General features: G+C 41.7%; 16 protein-coding genes and 1 tRNA gene. 6 read left to right on the forward strand and 11 right to left on the reverse strand.

Annotated features, from left to right (window positions below):
* The first annotated feature begins 103 nt into the window (after window positions 1-103).
* From X939_RS0112930 to X939_RS0112940, 3 genes are all read left to right on the forward strand, one after another.
* Window positions 104-1,021, forward strand: coding sequence for a DUF5996 family protein (locus X939_RS0112930; RefSeq protein WP_025763703.1), 918 nt, complete (start codon window positions 104-106; stop codon window positions 1,019-1,021).
* A 436-nt stretch (window positions 1,022-1,457) separates the two neighbouring features.
* Window positions 1,458-2,282: a metallophosphoesterase family protein gene (locus tag X939_RS0112935; RefSeq protein WP_025763704.1), complete on the forward strand. Its 825-nt coding sequence runs from the start codon at window positions 1,458-1,460 to the stop codon at window positions 2,280-2,282.
* A 5-nt stretch (window positions 2,283-2,287) separates the two neighbouring features.
* Entirely contained in the window at window positions 2,288-2,884 is a 597-nt protein-coding gene (locus X939_RS0112940) for a hypothetical protein (RefSeq protein ID WP_025763705.1), read from the forward strand.
* Between the two features lie 45 nt (window positions 2,885-2,929).
* On the opposite strand, the gene X939_RS22405 is transcribed toward X939_RS0112940, so the two are convergent.
* The 3 genes from X939_RS22405 to X939_RS0112950 form a co-directional block, all read right to left on the reverse strand.
* The gene (locus X939_RS22405; RefSeq protein WP_229236057.1) at window positions 2,930-3,574 is read right to left on the reverse strand and encodes an NAD(P)/FAD-dependent oxidoreductase; all 645 of its coding nucleotides are present in this window, start codon (window positions 3,572-3,574) and stop codon (window positions 2,930-2,932) included.
* A gap of 49 nt (window positions 3,575-3,623) precedes the next feature.
* A complete protein-coding gene (locus X939_RS23925; protein ID WP_229236058.1) occupies window positions 3,624-3,842 on the reverse strand; it encodes an NAD(P)/FAD-dependent oxidoreductase in 219 nt (72 codons plus the stop codon).
* A 405-nt stretch (window positions 3,843-4,247) separates the two neighbouring features.
* Entirely contained in the window at window positions 4,248-5,081 is an 834-nt protein-coding gene (locus X939_RS0112950; RefSeq protein ID WP_025763706.1) for a hypothetical protein, read from the reverse strand.
* Window positions 5,082-5,688: 607 nt separating this feature from the next.
* Between X939_RS0112950 and X939_RS0112955 the strand changes: the two genes are divergently transcribed.
* Window positions 5,689-6,927, forward strand: coding sequence for an ice-binding family protein (locus tag X939_RS0112955; RefSeq protein WP_025763707.1), 1,239 nt, complete (start codon window positions 5,689-5,691; stop codon window positions 6,925-6,927).
* Between the two features lie 294 nt (window positions 6,928-7,221).
* Here the strand turns inward: X939_RS0112955 and X939_RS0112960 are convergent, their stop codons facing one another.
* The 3 genes from X939_RS0112960 to X939_RS23090 all read right to left on the reverse strand — a co-directional run bounded on the left by X939_RS0112960 (window position 7,222) and on the right by X939_RS23090 (window position 11,720).
* On the reverse strand, window positions 7,222-7,713 hold the full coding sequence (locus X939_RS0112960) for a hypothetical protein (protein WP_131694739.1): 492 nt from the start codon (window positions 7,711-7,713) through the stop codon (window positions 7,222-7,224).
* Window positions 7,714-7,730: 17 nt separating this feature from the next.
* Window positions 7,731-8,099: an alpha/beta hydrolase gene (locus X939_RS0112965; RefSeq protein WP_025763709.1), complete on the reverse strand. Its 369-nt coding sequence runs from the start codon at window positions 8,097-8,099 to the stop codon at window positions 7,731-7,733.
* A 681-nt stretch (window positions 8,100-8,780) separates the two neighbouring features.
* Window positions 8,781-11,720 (reverse strand): T9SS type A sorting domain-containing protein, encoded by a 2,940-nt coding sequence (locus tag X939_RS23090; RefSeq protein ID WP_025763710.1) that lies wholly within the window; start codon window positions 11,718-11,720, stop codon window positions 8,781-8,783.
* A 771-nt stretch (window positions 11,721-12,491) separates the two neighbouring features.
* On the opposite strand from X939_RS23090, the gene X939_RS0112975 reads away from it, so the two are divergent.
* Together X939_RS0112975 and X939_RS0112980 are read left to right on the forward strand one after the other, a co-directional pair.
* The gene (locus X939_RS0112975) at window positions 12,492-13,073 is read left to right on the forward strand and encodes a Crp/Fnr family transcriptional regulator (protein ID WP_025763711.1); all 582 of its coding nucleotides are present in this window, start codon (window positions 12,492-12,494) and stop codon (window positions 13,071-13,073) included.
* A 65-nt stretch (window positions 13,074-13,138) separates the two neighbouring features.
* Complete coding sequence (locus tag X939_RS0112980) at window positions 13,139-13,765, forward strand: FMN-dependent NADH-azoreductase (RefSeq protein ID WP_025763712.1); 627 nt, start codon at window positions 13,139-13,141, stop codon at window positions 13,763-13,765.
* A gap of 320 nt (window positions 13,766-14,085) precedes the next feature.
* Here the strand turns inward: X939_RS0112980 and X939_RS0112985 are convergent.
* The 5 genes from X939_RS0112985 to X939_RS0113005 form a co-directional block, all read right to left on the reverse strand.
* Window positions 14,086-14,172, reverse strand: a tRNA-Ser gene (locus X939_RS0112985).
* Window positions 14,173-14,235: 63 nt separating this feature from the next.
* Window positions 14,236-15,312: an asparaginase gene (locus X939_RS0112990; RefSeq protein ID WP_025763713.1), complete on the reverse strand. Its 1,077-nt coding sequence runs from the start codon at window positions 15,310-15,312 to the stop codon at window positions 14,236-14,238.
* Window positions 15,313-15,327: 15 nt separating this feature from the next.
* Window positions 15,328-16,098: a TatD family hydrolase gene (locus X939_RS0112995; RefSeq protein ID WP_025763714.1), complete on the reverse strand. Its 771-nt coding sequence runs from the start codon at window positions 16,096-16,098 to the stop codon at window positions 15,328-15,330.
* Window positions 16,099-16,162: 64 nt separating this feature from the next.
* On the reverse strand, window positions 16,163-17,155 hold the full coding sequence (locus tag X939_RS0113000; RefSeq protein ID WP_025763715.1) for a glycosyltransferase: 993 nt from the start codon (window positions 17,153-17,155) through the stop codon (window positions 16,163-16,165).
* Window positions 17,148-17,783 (reverse strand): polysaccharide deacetylase family protein, encoded by a 636-nt coding sequence (locus X939_RS0113005; protein ID WP_025763716.1) that lies wholly within the window; start codon window positions 17,781-17,783, stop codon window positions 17,148-17,150. The genes X939_RS0113000 and X939_RS0113005 overlap by 8 nt, the downstream gene beginning before the upstream one ends.
* Between the last annotated feature and the right edge of the window lie 47 nt (window positions 17,784-17,830).

Here is a 17,830-nt window from a genome sequence, read left to right on the forward strand (position 1 = left end):
ACCGGAATCTTTATTTGGAAGCGATATTAAAAATGATTATCGTTGTATGTCAGTAGTTTACTGACACGAAAAACACTTTACCATACTATCTAAATCATTCACGATGAACTTACCCTACCTCCCATTCGACTCCTGGAAAGAAAGTAGGATCACCCTACACCTAATCTTACAAATCATTGGAAAGATTAGACTGCAGTCTACTCCCCGAAAAAACCATTGGTGGTTTGTTACGGAATATGTGACTAATAAGGGTTTCTCCACATACGACATTCCGATGAATGACGGCATCAACACCTTCGAAATAACTCTGAATATCCGAAAACGTTGCGTACAATTCGAAAACAGCAAAGGGGAAGAAAAAGAAATTCATTTAAAAGACGGATATTCCGTCGGGCAGTTTTACAAGGAAAGCTTAGCCATACTTTCCGAATGGAACATTCAGCCCAAGTTTGTCGACAAACCCCTGGATATGGGTATCGACAAGCCCTTTGATAAAATCACCGAGTACCACCATTACGACTGGGAGGCCATCACTACCTTCTGGCAAATGATGCTCTGGAATGACGGTGTACTTAAGGAATTCAGCGGCCGCTTTTATGGAAAAACCTGCCCGGTCCATATTTACTGGCACCATTTGGACCTTACCGTTACCAGGTTTTCAGGAAAAAAAATTCCGCAATCCAACCCCAATGCGAGCAAATTGGAAAAGGATGCTTATTCACATGAAGTGATCAGCTTTGGTTTCTGGGCCGGAGACGATAATATGCCCGAGCCAGCCTATTATTCGTACACCTTCCCAGCTCCAGACGGCCTGAAAGAAGAGCCTCTGCAGCCTGACTCGGCCTTCTGGGTAGAGGCCAATGGAAGCCCTATGGCCATGCTAAAGTATAAAGATGTTGTAGAAAGCGCAGAACCCACCCATACCCTGTTAAACTTCCTGGAAAGCGCTTACCTGGCCGGAGCAAAATTGGCTGAGTGGGATATAGAAAACTTAAAAGTACCTGCCCTGGAAGAATTATAAAATGCACAATTTCTCTTTCAAAATATTAAATAAATTTCTCTCTTATCCCCCGAGTCAATGGTCGGTTTATAGTAGCCCATCCTATCCATAATTGTCATCGCCGATAGTAGAGATGTAAGAACACCCAAACGGTCTGGCCGTTTGGGTGTTCTTATTTTTACCCCTTTATCACCAGGAGTTTATCATCTTCCAAAGAATTCAAAAATATGAACAGCCCATCCTCCCCACTGCCCAATACATAATTCTTTTCCCCCTATTCCGGGAACCAAAAATGCTGTATATAACTTTGTATATACTTAACATATAAGAATATTTCGAAACTGAAAATCGAGATCGTTTTATAATCGTGCTATATTTCTTTTGAGCCTTAGAAAGAGTTGGGCATAGTTTTATCAAACCGTTAGTTAAAAAAAGAAACAGCCTCAAATTTCGATAAATGATACCTTACTATATCACCAAAAGGGTTGCCCCTGCACTCTTAATTATTTTGATCGGGCTGTTTTACTCTTGCGAGGGACTTTTCCATTTCAGTCCTAATGAGATTACCTTAAAAGAAAGTGAGAAAAATCTGAATGCGAAGAACATAGCACGTATTCAAAGTCAAGTTCCAAACGACACCCTTCGTTTTATTTTCATGGGTGACACCCAACGGTGGTACGACGAATCCAGTGATTTTATAAAGAGTGCCAACGCACAACCCGGAATCTCATTTGTCGTGCATGCTGGCGATATCTCAGATTTTGGCTTGGCTACAGAATTTAAATGGATCAACGACATCATGAAAAATTTAAAGGTCCCATACGTCACAGTTGTCGGAAACCACGATCTGGTAGCCAATGGACCTCTTGTATATGAATCCATGTATGGTCCAATGGACTATTCATTCGAGTTTGGCGATAACAAATTCATTTTTGTTAATACGAATTCCCGGGAATATAAATTTAATGGTCGGGTACCAAATTTACCCTGGCTCCTCTCCGAGTTACGAGATAATCCTAAAAATAAGAATGCCATTATTATGGCTCATGCCCCACCATTCGATGCGGACTTTGATCCGAGCATGCAGGAGAACTTTTCTAAAATGCTTGCCAATGACCCGAATGTAAGATTCACCCTCTATGGGCATCAACATACTTTCAAAGACGGAGAGTATTATGGCGATGGCGTTCATTATTTCGTAACTACCAGCATGGGCGAAAGAGGTTACCTTTTGGTGAGTAGTTGGAAAGAGGGGTATAAGATCGAACGCGTGCTATTTTAACTATTATGAAAAAATCCATATTAATTTTTTGCCTATTCCTTTCTCACCTGGCATGGGCTCAACAGCCTGTGGATTCCCTAATTATCGATAAATGGTATATGCCCGATCATCTAAAGTTGCAATTTGCGGGCAATATTGGATTTCTATCGGGAGGGCCAGGCTATATTTCGCGTAACCATACCTTAGAAACCGATATTCTCCTGGGTTATGTACCCAAAATTGTAGGAGGTGACGCCCTGATTTCCTTAACTGCCAAAACAACCTATTCACCATGGCGGATCGATTTGAAAAATGCGCGGTATATAGTCCCATTTTCTATTGGAGCCTATTTGAATTACACTTTTGGCCCGCAATTCGATTCCAAGTGGCCAGATTATTATCCCAAAGGATATTACTGGTGGGCTACATCCATTAGACCTGGGGCTTATGCAGGAGGCAAAGTTGGCAGAAAAGTACAAAACAGAAACAAAATTAAGGGAGTGGAACTCTATTATGAAGTAGGGACTTACGACCTGTTATTGGTTAGCTACGTTTTAAACCCAAACTATCTCAAGCCACATGATATTTTAAGTCTATCCCTAGGCATGAAAATTGGGTTTTGAACCCTGGTATTTCCTATATTCAATTTTCCACTCCCCAGGTAACTTTTAGAATTGCTCCGACACCAGTTCGGCATTAACCATCGCCCCGGCCTTTACGCCCGAAGCAACCGCACCGGAAACGGAGCGCATACGCTCACTGTTGTCTCCACAAGCGAAAACCCCACCAATATTAGTTTTCTGCATAGCATCGACAACAATATAGCCTTGCTCGTTTATTCGACAGCCTAACAAGGCAGGGACATTTGAATGTTGCTCAAAAGGGAGAGCTGCGTATAGAGCATCAAAATCCTCAATTCGTCCATCCTCAAAAACCAAGCTTCTGATATAGCCTCCCTCATGATTAACCTTTACAATTCGTTGCCCTACTATCCTGATTTGATGCTTCTCTAGCGTTTGCAATTGATTTGTATCGAAAGCTTCTTTTTCCGACTTAATTAAGGTTATCTTATCAGAAAGATTCTGAACTAACCCTGCCAGGTGAAAGGCCCGCTCAGCATTGGCCATTATTCCTGTTTTCTTGTTGCGTAACTCATAGCCATGGCAATACGGACAATGAACTATGGATATTCCCCAGCAATCAGCAAATCCCTCTATCGGGGGCATGACATCGCTAATTCCGGTGGCAAAAATCAACTTCCTGGCAGCATACTCCTGTCCTAATTGCGTGCTGACAACGAATCCTGGCCCCATTTCCTTAGCAGCAATAACCTACAGTATCCTCCACGAATGATACTGTAGGTTATTGCAGTACCTCAGCTTTTGCTTTAGCAGATATCTCACCGGGCCTCAACCCGTCGTTCGTGATAAAATTATGCGAATATGGCGTCTGCCGATTGCAGGGTTTGCCACTGTCTACAATCAACACCGCACGCATGGAGCGCCCCAAGGCCATGGCGGCGGATAGACCAGCATAACTCCCTCCAATGACTATTATTTCATATTCTTTAAACTGACTCATATCTGTTATTGTTGTTATAGTGATTATTTGACTCGGGTGGCCTGCACCCATGCTGTAAATAATGAAGTCCCAGGTATACTAGCCCAATCAAACACATTATTTGCAACATTGTTGCAAATATAAATATATAAAGTCATTTTGAATGCAACTATGTTGCAAATCAAATAAAAATAATCACTCAGACGACGAAAGTGGGAGTCAATTGCAACGAATCATTTTCATACAATGTCAGTCGATGCCTAAGGGAGCATTTGTGCAAAGAACACTTAACCAAGGAGCTTACTATAGCCTAATAATACTGTAAAACTTCAAATCCAGCATTTAACTAACAAAACCTACGAAGATTGAAGATCTATATCAGTCCGGTACTAACCATATTATACCCGGAAGCCAAAAGACTCCTCGTTACCATTCTCTATACACGTCCGCTATTTCTGGACTTACTGCCTCATTTAGAAGTTCGACGAGGTGCTCGTCGGATAATGGACTGGAATGGGCTTTAAGCAGCTTCCACAGCTTAACAAATACAGATGCCCCACCCCCTTCATAAATATCCTTTCCCGCTACATGTAGCCGACACTGATACCATCCATAATTTTCTGGGTCCATGTTATCATAAAGCCTTTCGAAGTCTGCAAGAGATGTATATTCATAATCGGAAGTTCGTGAGGCCACTACCATATCAGGGAACACGGTTAAGGCCGGTAATTTTTCAGGTTCATTTTCGGCAATATAAATATGCAACATAATGTTACAGAATAACTCCTGCATCCATAGTCGCTGCATGGTCAATCCGCCTTGCTGGTGAAATCCATGGCCTAATTCATGAAGTGCCAACAGATCAAAGAATGCCATCGTACTTACACTACCATGGCCTGTGGTATAGGTGGACTTGATTTTTTCAGCCAGTTCTGATGGTATTTCATCCAAAGGTGGAATAAAGCTTCGCCAAAAGTCATTGTCCTCCGATGCGACCACCAACCTGTTGTCAGCGGTATAATGGGGCATTCCATAAAGGGGAAAGGTGGCATACTCCTTCCAATGCTCAGGACTGAGTACAAAAACACGAACCTCAGGCATAAAATAAACGAGACCTTGCACGTATTTTAGGGCTGATTCACATTGTCCGACGATCCTTCTGGCTCGATCCTCATTCCCTGGACTGTAATATGCTTTTATTGTAAATCCTGTAAGCTCATTCAGCTCCGGGGAAGTCTGAGCATGGACGCTCATCTTCATCGACAGGCTCCATACAAACAAAATTATGTACTTAAAATGGGCCAAAATATCAATCGTTTAGGTCAACTAAAGCATGATGGTATTATACTGAATTAGGTATTCAAGTATAAGTCTAAAATGGATCTTTTGCAAGGTTTTTGCACGCAGTTGATCTAACGGTATTAACTGTCATAGCTTCCGAAACTTTTGATTCTGTTGTATAAGTGTTCTTAACCCAAAGTTTCTAAGACTAGATGACATATTAGATCAGGCCCTTGCATTTAAGCTGAGTTTTTAGGCAGCGACAATTAAAGTATTCCCATAATGGGGAAATTGATAATCAAACTATTCCTAAACACCCAATTAAAATACTGGCATATTATTTGTAGAATTATTTTGAAATAATATACTACCCTAGTATTTTAAGCTCTCCTTTCACCATGGCCCCCTGCGCCAAAGGAACTTCCAAAAGGTCGAACTCAACCTTTTAATATTTTCAGCATTGTCCCATTACAAATTCCTTGCAAAACTGCCTTATCCTACCTTAAGGTTCGGAGGAAATCCATACCCAAACCACTGACAATTAGATCGTATTTCTCAATTCCACTCATTTATAAAATCAAAGATCATGACAAAAAACTTAACATTCACCTTTTTACTGGCTTTTGCCATGCCGTTGCTGACGGTCGGACAGACGATGCCCAACTTGGGCACTAGTGCATCTACTTTTATTCTTTACACCCCTTCAGGAGCTTTAGACAATGTTGGCAACTCTGTGGTAGTCGGTGATGTAGGAACCAATAATGTAGGGGGCTATTCGGGTTTTACACCTGGAACCGTATTAAAAGGGACGGCCCATATAAACGATCGAGTCTCCATCGATGCTGGCGTTGAGCTGCAGGCAGCATACAACAACTTCGCCACTAACACCATTTGCGGAACAACCCTTCCAATGCTTTTTGCAATACCTGTTACCTTGACACCGGATACCTATTGCACACTCGGAGCTACCGCTATTATGAGTGATATAACCCTTGACGGCGGAGGAGATCCCAATGCCGTTTTCCTATTTAAAATTGGGGGGGCTTTGAGTGTACTCGAAACAAGTCAAATTATACTAACTGGAGGAGCACAAATTTCCAATGTATACTTTCAGGTAGATGGTGCCGTAGACTTGGCCACTGGTTCAATATTCAGAGGCACTATCGTTGCAGATGGTGCCATTGAACTTCTTGGGGACGCTATGCTATACGGCAAAGCACTTTCCACTTCGGGGGCAATACACCTTCACAATAATAGGGTTGCAAGTTCTGAAGCCGCACTACCGGTCACCCTGGTTAGCTTCAACGTCATTAGAAATGACAATAATACCTGTACCATGAGCTGGGCCACTACAGAAGAAAGAAATAGTGATCGTTTTGAGATTGAAAGCAGTCAGAACGCAATTGATTGGCAAAGTAGCGGCTCGGTGCTCGCCATGGGAGAAAGTGTTCAGCGCAGAACTTACAGTATTTCTACAGAAATACCAGGCACAGGTATTACATACTTCCGATTGAAAATGATCGACAAAGATGAAACATTTAGCTATAGTCGTATCCGTCAAGTAGAATTTTCTTCGAATTCAAGAACAGCTCATTTCCCAAATCCGGTCAAAGATCAACTTACCTTGAATATTAGCGATATGAGCAAGGTAAAAAGAATTCAATTAAATGATCTTAATGGTAGGATAATCTATGACCAGAGCAAAGGCATGGGCAGGGAACTACCGGGTAGAGTAGATCTACAAAATACCCCATCTGGACTATATAACGTCCGTGTTTTCAATTCGGATGGTACGGTGATCAATATGAAAATAGTAAAACAATAGTCCTAATTTTGGTTTATCTTAGAATCAGGGCACCTTTTCGGTACCCTGATTCATCATGACCAATTCTTCTAAGTTTGTGTATTGATACTCTGGTACCTGGCTAAAAATCAGAAATCATTCCATTGGATTTCCCTGCCATTAGTAAAGAGCCTTCAAGAAGAGTCCTCTAATGAATTATAAATTCGCTGGAGGCCATCACGCTCCTATGATCTTTTATAGAAAAAAAGCCATATTTAAACCCGCCTTCTGGAGTAGGACATTGGAGCATTTTCTTTTCTTTGTCTTCAAAGGCCTTTACCGATTTCCACTCTCGTTTCTCATTGGATGAAAGTGTATCGTTGGTATAAAAAAATGCGCAGATACCAGGCTTACAGGAGAAGTGTAAGAGGCAGATAGCAGCCCATCTTTAATCTTCACCTGTTGTACCGTCGGAGCAGCAGCCAGACCAAAAGCAAAATGATCGAAAAAGGTGCGTATTTCCAAAGGCTCCCAGCCTGCCGGATGACTATCGGACATATCTGGCTTGATGCAAACCTGACGAGATTTCTCAGAAATCAAAGAATACGTTTTATGATATGGGATGACATTATAAAATCGATCCTTATTCCCATTGACAAAAAGAAATTCTGCCTCAGCCTTAAGCAGATATACGGATGGATCGAAGTATTTTAGCCATTTCACTCTATCGGCCTCAGTAAGCTTTTCAAGGTCCTTTTTAAATACATCGGACTCATCATAAAAACCACATCCGTAAACCGGAACGGCTGCTTTAAATCTATTATCCACCGAACCCACAATATTAGTCAGATACCCTCCCCGTCTTTACCCCCAAAGTCCATGTCTATGGCGGCATAACCCTGGGCGGCCCATTTTTCTACCCATTCCTGAAAGGCCTTGCCGCCGCCACCGTGTAAGAGCATAACTCCAGGATATTTCTTCGAAGATATCTTCCCTGTTAGCATATCAGGATTGGAACAATAGGCGAATACTTCAGTAGGCCTGCCCCGATAATCCACGCTTTGAAACAAAATTGACTCCACCCCTCGGTTAGAATTTATGATTTTGGAAGGAGGTGATTGATACAAGTTCTTCAATTCCCAAAAGTCCTGCGTAGTGAGATTGGCCAGATCCCTCTGTTCCGATCTGGACTGAGCCAAAGCTTGAAACGTCAAGAAGTTAAATATCAAAAGACATCGGATGCAATTTTTCATATCTCTGCGCAAACTATTTGGTCTCAACATATTTATTCAACTATCTGTAATTGCTTATAAATAATTTCAATAATCTGTTTTTGATTAATCTTTTGGATAGATCCTGGATCTGAAAGCCGTTGCAAGATTTGCCAAACTTTGAATTTAGTGTCATACACCTACTAACCCGCCCCCCAAAAAAAACTCCTACTGAAATAAGATTTAGGAATTATTCGACTTATAATACCATTTAGGAGCCTAACATCACCCAAAACTACTCGTTTTGTATAATTAACCGGTTTCGTGACCAATGCATCCCTTTCAATACATATTAAAACTGGAATAGCCCTTCATCAGAACTTCAGGCAGTGGATGACCTGAACATACTAGTTGAATCAGGATTTAAAATGCCAGTCAATCATTTATGACGCAATAAAGAACTGCCTCGCGATCTATTCAGTTGGTAAGTTGACTGAACCATCGTGAGGCAGCTTAGAAGACAGGGCTGGACTTGTAAATTGGTGGCGGATATGGATTTGGGAAAATCCATATCCGCTTAGATGAAATTAAATGACCACTGACATCATAACGAATTTAAACTCCAGAGATAGGGAGATGAAGATAAAAATCCACCGTCTAACCTCTAACAAATAGGACCTTACATTATCGGTTGACAATCACTTTATAAGTACTGACCGATCCATCTAAATCGGTGGTCGTCATCATATATAACCCTGCTGGAAGATGTCGGACCGATATGCCGTTTGTTGGCATAGAATCGTATTTTAGGAGCGTCTGGCCAGTATTATTTCTTATTACAATTTCCTTAATCTGCACGTCCTTATCAACATTCATAAATAGGGTTGAAGAGACAGGATTCGGAAAAATTTGTATGCTGGCCCCCTGATCGAAGTAAAGGCTACGAATTCTACTATAGGCAAAGGTCCCATCGAAATCGACCATTTTCAGACGATAAAGGTTTTCTCCAAAAGCAGGGGTCAAATGCTCATATTGATAGCTCTTGCTATTTGAACTTTCACCCAGGGCAGCGATCTCAGTTAGTTTGTTCCAGACTTTACCGTCCCTACTATGCTCTACTTCAAATTTTTCGCTATTGGTTTCAAAAGACGTGGTCCAATCTAGTCTGGCGGTATGGTCTTCAACCGTAGAAGCGTTAAATGAAGTCAATGTAACGGGAAGCGGATCGGCGGTAAAAGGAACCTGTATCGTTTTAGGATCAGAAGAAATACCAGCATTATCATCAACCGTATAGGTAAAAGTTACGGTGATGATATCTTGATTACTAGTACCTTGAGGGTCAACCGTCACAAGTTCTGGATCAAAATTTGCGATGGGTGCATCAGCTACGACAACTTTTACACCATTATAATAAACATCACCATTTGTTCCAGGCTCAAGGTTCACTATTCTACCACTAAGATTATTAGGATAAGAAACATCCTCTAAGTCAGTTCCTGTAAACAAACTGCCAGATACAGGACTGGTAGTAGTGCCTCCCGGATTAATTCGAGTGGTATCAGTACCATTGTTGACTACTGGTTTTTTATCAATGCCAAAGTTAGCATTCGTAATATTCGCATTCGTAAGACTGATACCAGAGACAATACCATTGACAGTACCATCCGTCCCACCCGCAACAGTTCCGACTTGTTCTCCAGTATATACCCATCCGGAAGGAAGTGGAGAATTTCCAGCTGTTGTTCCATTAGGATCTGTACTTAAAACGGTGGAATAGGAGTCAGGAGCCAGATCGTTAAATGTATAGGTACCAGTGGAGGTAACCGGAACGGTTGCTATAGCATCTCCATTACTGGTAACCAAAGTCACATACAAGGGTACCCCTAAATTGCTTTCACCGTTTAATGGATTATAGGCCCCAGCACCTGAAGTATTTACTAATGCTCCACCTACATCATTAAGTCCATTTCCATCATCAAATACATTGCCCGATAAGGAGTATAATACAGGCGCAACAGCCGACTTAGCGCAACGGGCACCATCGCCTCCTGAAAAACTTGCTCCGTTTCCATATATAGAACCAGCCACAGCATCATTTGCTACATTGGGAACTTTTACAATATCTGTATTATTGGCACGCTGAACGTATAAGGTACCTGCATTATCAAAATAAGCTACAACATAACCACTTCCTGTTGAAGGAATTCCCGTTACGGCACCCACGTTAGTTACTAGTCCCGAGGCAGGATTAATTCTAATCAAATTATTGTTCGCACTAATCGTATAAAGGAAACCATCTATAGGGTTAAATGCAAGGTCTTGTATACTGGACATTCCTGACGATGGGCTAAAAGGAGTCAGCACCACATCCGAAAGTTTAGTCAGATAGGTGGGCGATGATGGATTCAAATCCACTCTCACAAAGCGATCTCCCAATATACCATTCAGCAGATACATCACCCCATTGTCATCAATATCCCCTGAGAAAAAGAAGGTATTGTCTGTATTACCAGCACCGGGATAGTTGCAGTTATTAGAGATTCCTGGAATAGCGAAAAAATCCACCGTTCTGTCCTGACCGATCCGGACCAACTGATTTGTTCCTGTCCGGTATGCCCAGAGAAAATTATCAACCGGGTTATAACCTAGGTTATTAATAGAGCCCCTCAGTGTCCCAAAGGCTTGAATTAAGGGATTACTGGTATTAGTTACGGTCCCAGTCGCTAAAGAGTATTCCAATAGCTGTGATTGTGTAGTACCAACCTCATCGCAATTATTTACAGGTAAAACCCCAGATGTCGAAACAAATGCTTGATTGGGTGTACAACTAAAGGCAGGCTGGGTCGTTGCCAGCGAGGTTACACAACGTGCCCCATCAGTATTGGTGATAGCAGTTCCTAGATTTGGTGTTATCCTGGTTAAGCTATTCTCATTAGGAAAACTAGGCCCCGAGACTTCATAAACGCTGGAGGAACCATCTGAAATGATAAACAAATCCCCTGTAGAGTCCATAAAGGACGATGCTGATACAGCAGTAATTCCTACGTCCGTATTTGTCATAGGCCCCCCGTTTATTGGCCAAGAAACTAAATTACCATTCCCAGCAGAGATCCCATATATTCGGGTTCCGTCGGGACTAATAGAGATGTCCTGGGCATTGGCCCCAGCATTTAATATTATATTGGATACCGAAAGTGTAGCAAGATTAACCAGCTGCATGGTAGTAGAAGATGCTACATATAAGAATAGCGTTCCGTTCGGCGACACATCCCCAGATGTGTATGCCTGAGGAAGCAATCCAAATACATCAATTAACTCAACAACCCCGTCACTTCCAATTTTAACAATATCATCTGTACCAGAAACCGAGGCGTATAGGAAATTATCGTTTACGTTATAACCTAGGCCCGTTAAATTTCGATTCCCTAAAGTTGCGGCGCTATGAAGTAGTGTTTTAGCACCTGTTCTTAGATCAACAGTGTATAAGGCAGATGGATTACCTATTATCTGATAAGAAACTGCATCAGTACAAGTAAATGGTGTTTGAGCGTGCACTACCCTTCCAAAGAAAAGCAAGAGCATAACGGTTGAACATCGAATTAGATTTTTGTAACGATTCTTCATGTGTATATATGTTAACAAGTTAAATTGATAAAAACTTACCTTAAAACATTTAGACCTGCAGAATTCAGGACAAATTCGAACCTCAGATAACAAACTTTAATTTAGCTCCACCTCCGATCACCGATCTGAAATATCGAAGATCTTTTATTAAATAATTGGATCTAGATTGTATAGGATCATGGAACTGAACTATAAAAAAACGAACTGGCATCTATACCATGCCCCTCCCATTCTAATCCTAAATATACAGATTTATCTATAAAATCGAATTTATTTAGTATAAACTTATAAACTTATTTAGTGTTTTTTCTAAATAAAATCGGCCTTCAGGTACTCTAGAATGGGTTTACCAAAGATACCTCCCCATTCATGAATTACTGTATCAGCCTTAAAGACCTGAGAATGACGATTGTACTAACAACTAATTTACCCTGTTAGTTATCAACTAATTCACTATCCGCTAATAATTACTTGACATTCTAAATGGTTTTAATATGAAAATTTCTATTCTCATATAGTGATTCCTTCCTATGAGGTCTACCGGATAACTTAAATTTATATGACTATGGCAGAACAGGTGGGTAGACAGCCCAAAAATCACACGAAACACTAGGGCAAGTAAAAGGAGAAAACCTTTTGCCTTTCATTGAGTTTAATTCCTTAACACCCCAAAACAACTTGATATTCTATTATTTTTAATTGTTATTGGATCGGCCTAGTGCTAGACTTTAGAAAGGGATTAGTATTAATAATAGCAGTTGGCAGTCTATTATGAACGAAAAATTACTTGGAAATATCTCTAAATATATCAGCCTTTCCTTAGAAGAAATAAACCTGCTCGAGGCTTTCTGGTCCGAAAGGACATTAGACAAAGGAGATTATTTATTAAGAAACGGATCTATTTGCCGAACCGATAATTATATAGTCTCAGGAGCCTTGAAGGCATTTTATATTAATTCGGATAATGGAAAAGAAGAAATCCTCTATTTTTCTATAGACGATTGGTGGGCAACAGACCTTCATAGCTTTCAAAAGCAAACACCATCAATTTATAATATACAAGCACTGGAAGAGACCCACTTGTTGCAGATCAGTCGAAGCGATTTTGAAGTTATGTTGGCACAAATACCAAAGCTGGAAAGATATTTCAGATTAATCCTAGAAGGTTACCTAGGGACTTTGCAGCGCCGGATCATCCAGCATCAAGTCTTCAATGCAGAGCAAAGGTATTCAGATTTTATTGAGAAATATCCCGAAATATCAGACAAAGTACCTCAATATCTTATCGCATCCTATTTAGGTATTTCACCCGAATTTTTAAGTAGAATTCGTAAGAAACAAAAAAACCATTGAACCAGGTCAATTTTTATTAAAATACGATTTATGAGCTTTGCCCTATCAAAAAATTATTATGAATCATGAGCAAAGTACTGATCATTAATGCCAGCGTAAGAGGCGCTAAATCGCACAGTAGGAATCTAACGAATCTATTTAAAGAGACCTGGCAAAGTAACCATCCAGGAGACCTGTTTACCTTCAGGGAAGTCGGGCTCCATACTATCCCGCATATCAATGAAAGCTGGATTGCCAGTGCATTTATCAGACCGGCGGACAGAACCGAACACAATCAAAAAGCGCTCACCCTTAGTAACGAACTAGTCAGGGAGCTAAAAGAGCATGATATTTATGTAATTGGTACACCTATGTACAATTGGTCTATCCCCAGCGGACTAAAAGCCTATATAGACCAGGTAATGCGTATCAATGAAACCTGGAAATTCCGATCAGGAGAACCTGACGGAGATTATGTAGGCTTACTTAAAAATAAAAGACTATTTATTCTGTCCAGTCGGGGGGACACAGGGTATGGAGAAAATGAAAAAAATGGACATATGAATTTCCAAACGACCTATTTGAAATTCATGTTTGGAATGATGGGTGTTAGAGACACATTGATCATCACCTTGGATAATGAAGAATTTGGGGGTGACCTTTTCGAAAACTCCAAGCGGCTCGTCTATGAAAAGATAAACCGTATAGCCTAGACCTTTTTTAGGGGAATATTCATTTTGTATATTCTACCCCTAATAAAATGCTTGGACGTGCAGCAATGCAGGGCGATTCACGGTGGCTTATCATTTTATTATAAAATAGAGTCTGTTCTACCTATTGCATTTACAGCCGAAAAGGAACACATCGAACCAGGCATATTTAAATCGAAGCCATGTAAAATGAGTCAATAAATTAAAAAAGGGGGGGGGAACACCCCCCTTTCGCTTTCCATATCGTAAAACGTTACTAAAAAAGTAGCAAATAGGGTATCAATCATAAAAAAAGTGTCTATACAAGCCGTATAGACACTTAGCAGAGAGGAAGAGATTCGAACTCTCGATGCAGTTACCCACATACACACTTTCCAGGCGTGCTCCTTCAACCACTCGGACACCTCTCTAATTGTGATCAGGGTGCAAATATAGCTTAATAATACGATTTTACAAATCCCTGCCCTTGAAAATTATGTGGACATGCTCATCTCTCCTTCCATTTCCTGGGCTAACAGCTTGGATGAATCTACCTTACCCGACTTTCCAAATACGTACATCATTTTGGTAATAGCCGCTTCGGCGGTGATATCTTCCCCACTTATGACACCCATTTCCAGCATTTGACGGCTTGTCTGATATCGGCCCAGTGACACCCTTCCTCCATCACACTGCGAGACATTAAAAATCAATATCCCCCTGTTAATAGCCGCTTGCAGCTCATCCAGAAACCAGGGAGCTGTAGGGGCATTGCCAGCTCCAAAGGTTTCCAAAACGATCCCTCGCAATCCGGGAATATGGCATAACGACTTCACCACCGGTGGAGTAATTCCCGGAAATAGCTTCAGAAAGGCAACATTAGGATCTAGATGCTGCTGAACCGTAAGGGAGGTTCGTCCTTTAAAGGGTCTGATATATGGAAGATTATATTCTATACTAACACCAGCCTTTGCCAGATAAGGGTAATTTGCTGAATGGAAGGCGTCGAAATCTGAACTCTCCTGCTTTTTTGACCGGTTTCCACGCAACAGATACGAATTAAAATAGATGCATACTTCGGAAATCATAGGCTCCCCCCGCTCATTTCGGGCAGAAGCTAGCTCTAATGCGGTGAGCATATTTTCACGGGCATCGGAACGGGCCACTCCTATCGGAAGCTGGGCCCCGGTGAGAATAACAGGCTTACTTAGTCCCTCCAGTAAATAGCTGAGGGCCGAAGCGGTGTAGGCCATGGTGTCGGTCCCATGTAAAATGACAAAGCTATCGTAATGGAAATAATTTCTGGCAATGATATTAGCAAGCTCTATCCATACCTCAGGGGCTATGTTAGAGGAGTCGATGGGTTCTTTTAAAGATAAAAATGTAATGTCCTGATTCAACCTACAGATCTCAGGGACCTTGTCGATCAACTGCTCGAAATTAAAGGGCACCAATTGCCCCTTGCGGCTTTCGAAAACCATACCCAAGGTTCCTCCAGTGTAGATGACCAGTACCGATCCACCGGGTCCTCCATCGGTTTCGGCTTCAATTTTTATCGTTGCGTATTCCATTTTTCAGGTTGTATTTTAAAGAAAGCCTTTACCAATCATTCCCAGTGCCGTTCGAGTAGTCTGAGCGAGCACCCGATCGACAGACATATGCATTAGATCGGCAACCCTGGTTGCTACCAAACTCGTATAAGCCACTTCATTACGTTTGCCCCGATAGGGCACCGGAGCCAGATAGGGGCAGTCGGTTTCTAACACAATATGCTTGATATCTAGATGGGGAAGTACCTTGTCAAGGCCACCGTTTTTAAAAGTAGCAACCCCTCCTACCCCCAGTTTAAACCCTAACTCTATGGCTTTCTCGGCCTCTTCCAATGTTCCCGTAAAACAATGAAAAATGCCCGTAAGCTGGGGATCGGCAAACTTTTCAATAAGGGTCACGGTCTCCCAGAAGGCATTACGACTGTGAATATCGATCCATAAATTATGCTTTCGAGCCAATTCACATTGATACAAAAATGCCACCTCCTGTTGTTCTCGGAAGGTCTTGTCCCAATGAAGGTCCATTCCTATTTCTCCTATGGCTATAAATTCTTCTTTTTCTAACCAGTCAGATATAATTTTCAGTTCTTGCTCAAAATCCTCCTTTACATAACATGGATGAAGGCCAATCATCGGGAAACATTTGTCCGGATACTTCTTTGCCAGCTCCAGCATACCTGGAACAGTATGTTGGTCGCAGTTGGGCATCCATATCTGGGATATTCCTGCATCCCATGCCCTGTCGAGCATGGCCGTTCTATCTTCTGAAAAATCGTCACTATATATATGTGCGTGGGTATCTATCATTTAATTTATTTATGAGAATATCCAATAAAAAAACATTACTAACAGCTTCCGCTGTGATCCTTGTCTAAGGGTAAATGCGGCCCTTCCAGGCAATACTGCCTGAGCGGAAATAATAAAACAGCATCAGACTCATGCTGGCCATGGTAAGGGGCCAGAAAAACGGAACCACCCACCATAGGTCTTTTTGCCGTAAAATTAAGAGCGCCATAATAGCCAAAAGTGTAAAAGCACCGTAATGAATCCCTAATACCCCCGCCCATACTCCAGGATCTATCAGAGTTAATAATAGAAGTAAAGGAAAAAGTATTGCAGCCAATACAATGCCCATTTGAACTAAAAGATGGGAATCTTTGACTCCCCTGATCCAACGCCTTCGCTGCAACGTCCATTCCTTAAGGTCAGCTAAAGGAGCCGAAAAAGACAGTATACCACTCGAAAACAGCATCTTAAAAGAAAAGCCCTTTTGTACAATAGCCATAAAAAGGGCGTAATCTTCTACCACAGAAAACCCAATGGTTTCGTAGCCCCCTACCCCGTAGTAAGCCTTCCGACTCACAGCCATATTATTACCTAGGCCTGTAACGGGAAGACCCAGTGTTCCTGCCAGATGGATGACAAAGAGGGCTACCATCCATTCCAGGGAGAGGAAGTCTACCAGTATATTCCCTTTGAGCATTCGGGTGACTCCCACTACTACCCCTACCCCGGGCTGGAAGCCTTCGAGCATGTTTCGGCACCAACTGGGCTGTACGGTAATGTCAGCATCACAAAACAAAAAGTAATCCCCTTTTGCGCGCTGCATTAAATGTGCCAGTACATTGGCCTTTCCCCTTAGCCCAGTCAGGCGGTGATCGATAAAATGATATGTAAAATAAGGTTTATCGGCAATATATTCCTGTACCAGCTGAGCGGTCTGGTCGGTAGAACCATCGTCACCTATCCAGATTTCTATCTCTTCTTTAGGATAATCCAGTGCATCGAGTGCTTGCAAGCAATCCAGAATGTTACCTGCCTCATTGCGTGCGGCTAAGAGTATGCTGACTTTAACTTCACTCATTGGGACTGGGGGTCATGGGCAGGGCCTCGAAACGAAACCCCTTTCGAATAAAATAATCCAAATAAGCAGGAAGTGCCGCCTGCATATTGCGGGAAGCCTTGATACTATCATGAAACAGAACAATCGATCCGGCTTTCGTATAACGTATCGATTTTTCCAAGCATTGTTCAGGACTTACTTTTGGAGAGAAATCACCACTTAGCACGTCCCACATTACAATACGCTTGTGCGTAAGTTGTTTGGCCTGACTGCTTTTAATACGTCCATATGGAGGCCTAAACAAGTAGCTTTGCACCGTCAGCAGACGGTCACAGCGTGCTATATTATCCAGATAGGCATGGTCTTCATTTTTCCATCCATTCAGGTGATTAAAAGTATGGTTACCTACTGAATGCCCATCAAGGAGCAATTGATTGAAAATCTGGGGATGTTTGCGGACATTATCACCAATACAAAAAAAAGTAGCCTTGGCATCATAATCCTTTAGGGTCTTCAGCACATATTCGGTGATATCAGGAATGGGTCCATCGTCGAAGGTGAGATAGATAACCTTTTCAGAGGTAGGGATATGCCAGGTATATTTTCTGAAATATGCCTTGAGCCAGAAGGGTGCGTAATGTAAAAACATAATTGCGATAGCCGCAGTCTTTAGGGCGGAAAATTAATGCATAGGGA

Source organism: Dyadobacter tibetensis Y620-1 (genome assembly GCF_000566685.1).
Taxonomy (GTDB): Bacteria; Bacteroidota; Bacteroidia; order Cytophagales; family Spirosomataceae; genus Dyadobacter; species Dyadobacter tibetensis.

What these genes read in the sequence shown, in the direction of transcription:
- X939_RS0112955 (WP_025763707.1), top strand. Translation starts at nt 5,689, where the DNA reads ATGACAAAAAACTTAACATTCACCTTTTTACTGGCTTTTGCCATGCCG.
- X939_RS0113005 (WP_025763716.1), bottom strand. Translation starts at nt 17,783, where the DNA reads ATGTTTTTACATTACGCACCCTTCTGGCTCAAGGCATATTTCAGAAAA.
- X939_RS0112990 (WP_025763713.1), bottom strand. Translation starts at nt 15,312, where the DNA reads ATGGAATACGCAACGATAAAAATTGAAGCCGAAACCGATGGAGGACCC.
- X939_RS23090 (WP_025763710.1), bottom strand. Translation starts at nt 11,720, where the DNA reads ATGAAGAATCGTTACAAAAATCTAATTCGATGTTCAACCGTTATGCTC.
- X939_RS0113000 (WP_025763715.1), bottom strand. Translation starts at nt 17,155, where the DNA reads ATGAGTGAAGTTAAAGTCAGCATACTCTTAGCCGCACGCAATGAGGCA.
- X939_RS0112940 (WP_025763705.1), top strand. Translation starts at nt 2,288, where the DNA reads ATGAAAAAATCCATATTAATTTTTTGCCTATTCCTTTCTCACCTGGCA.
- X939_RS0112975 (WP_025763711.1), top strand. Translation starts at nt 12,492, where the DNA reads ATGAACGAAAAATTACTTGGAAATATCTCTAAATATATCAGCCTTTCC.
- X939_RS22405 (WP_229236057.1), bottom strand. Translation starts at nt 3,574, where the DNA reads ATGGGGCCAGGATTCGTTGTCAGCACGCAATTAGGACAGGAGTATGCT.
- X939_RS0112930 (WP_025763703.1), top strand. Translation starts at nt 104, where the DNA reads ATGAACTTACCCTACCTCCCATTCGACTCCTGGAAAGAAAGTAGGATC.
- X939_RS0112995 (WP_025763714.1), bottom strand. Translation starts at nt 16,098, where the DNA reads ATGATAGATACCCACGCACATATATATAGTGACGATTTTTCAGAAGAT.
- X939_RS0112980 (WP_025763712.1), top strand. Translation starts at nt 13,139, where the DNA reads ATGAGCAAAGTACTGATCATTAATGCCAGCGTAAGAGGCGCTAAATCG.
- X939_RS23925 (WP_229236058.1), bottom strand. Translation starts at nt 3,842, where the DNA reads ATGAGTCAGTTTAAAGAATATGAAATAATAGTCATTGGAGGGAGTTAT.
- X939_RS0112935 (WP_025763704.1), top strand. Translation starts at nt 1,458, where the DNA reads ATGATACCTTACTATATCACCAAAAGGGTTGCCCCTGCACTCTTAATT.
- X939_RS0112950 (WP_025763706.1), bottom strand. Translation starts at nt 5,081, where the DNA reads ATGAAGATGAGCGTCCATGCTCAGACTTCCCCGGAGCTGAATGAGCTT.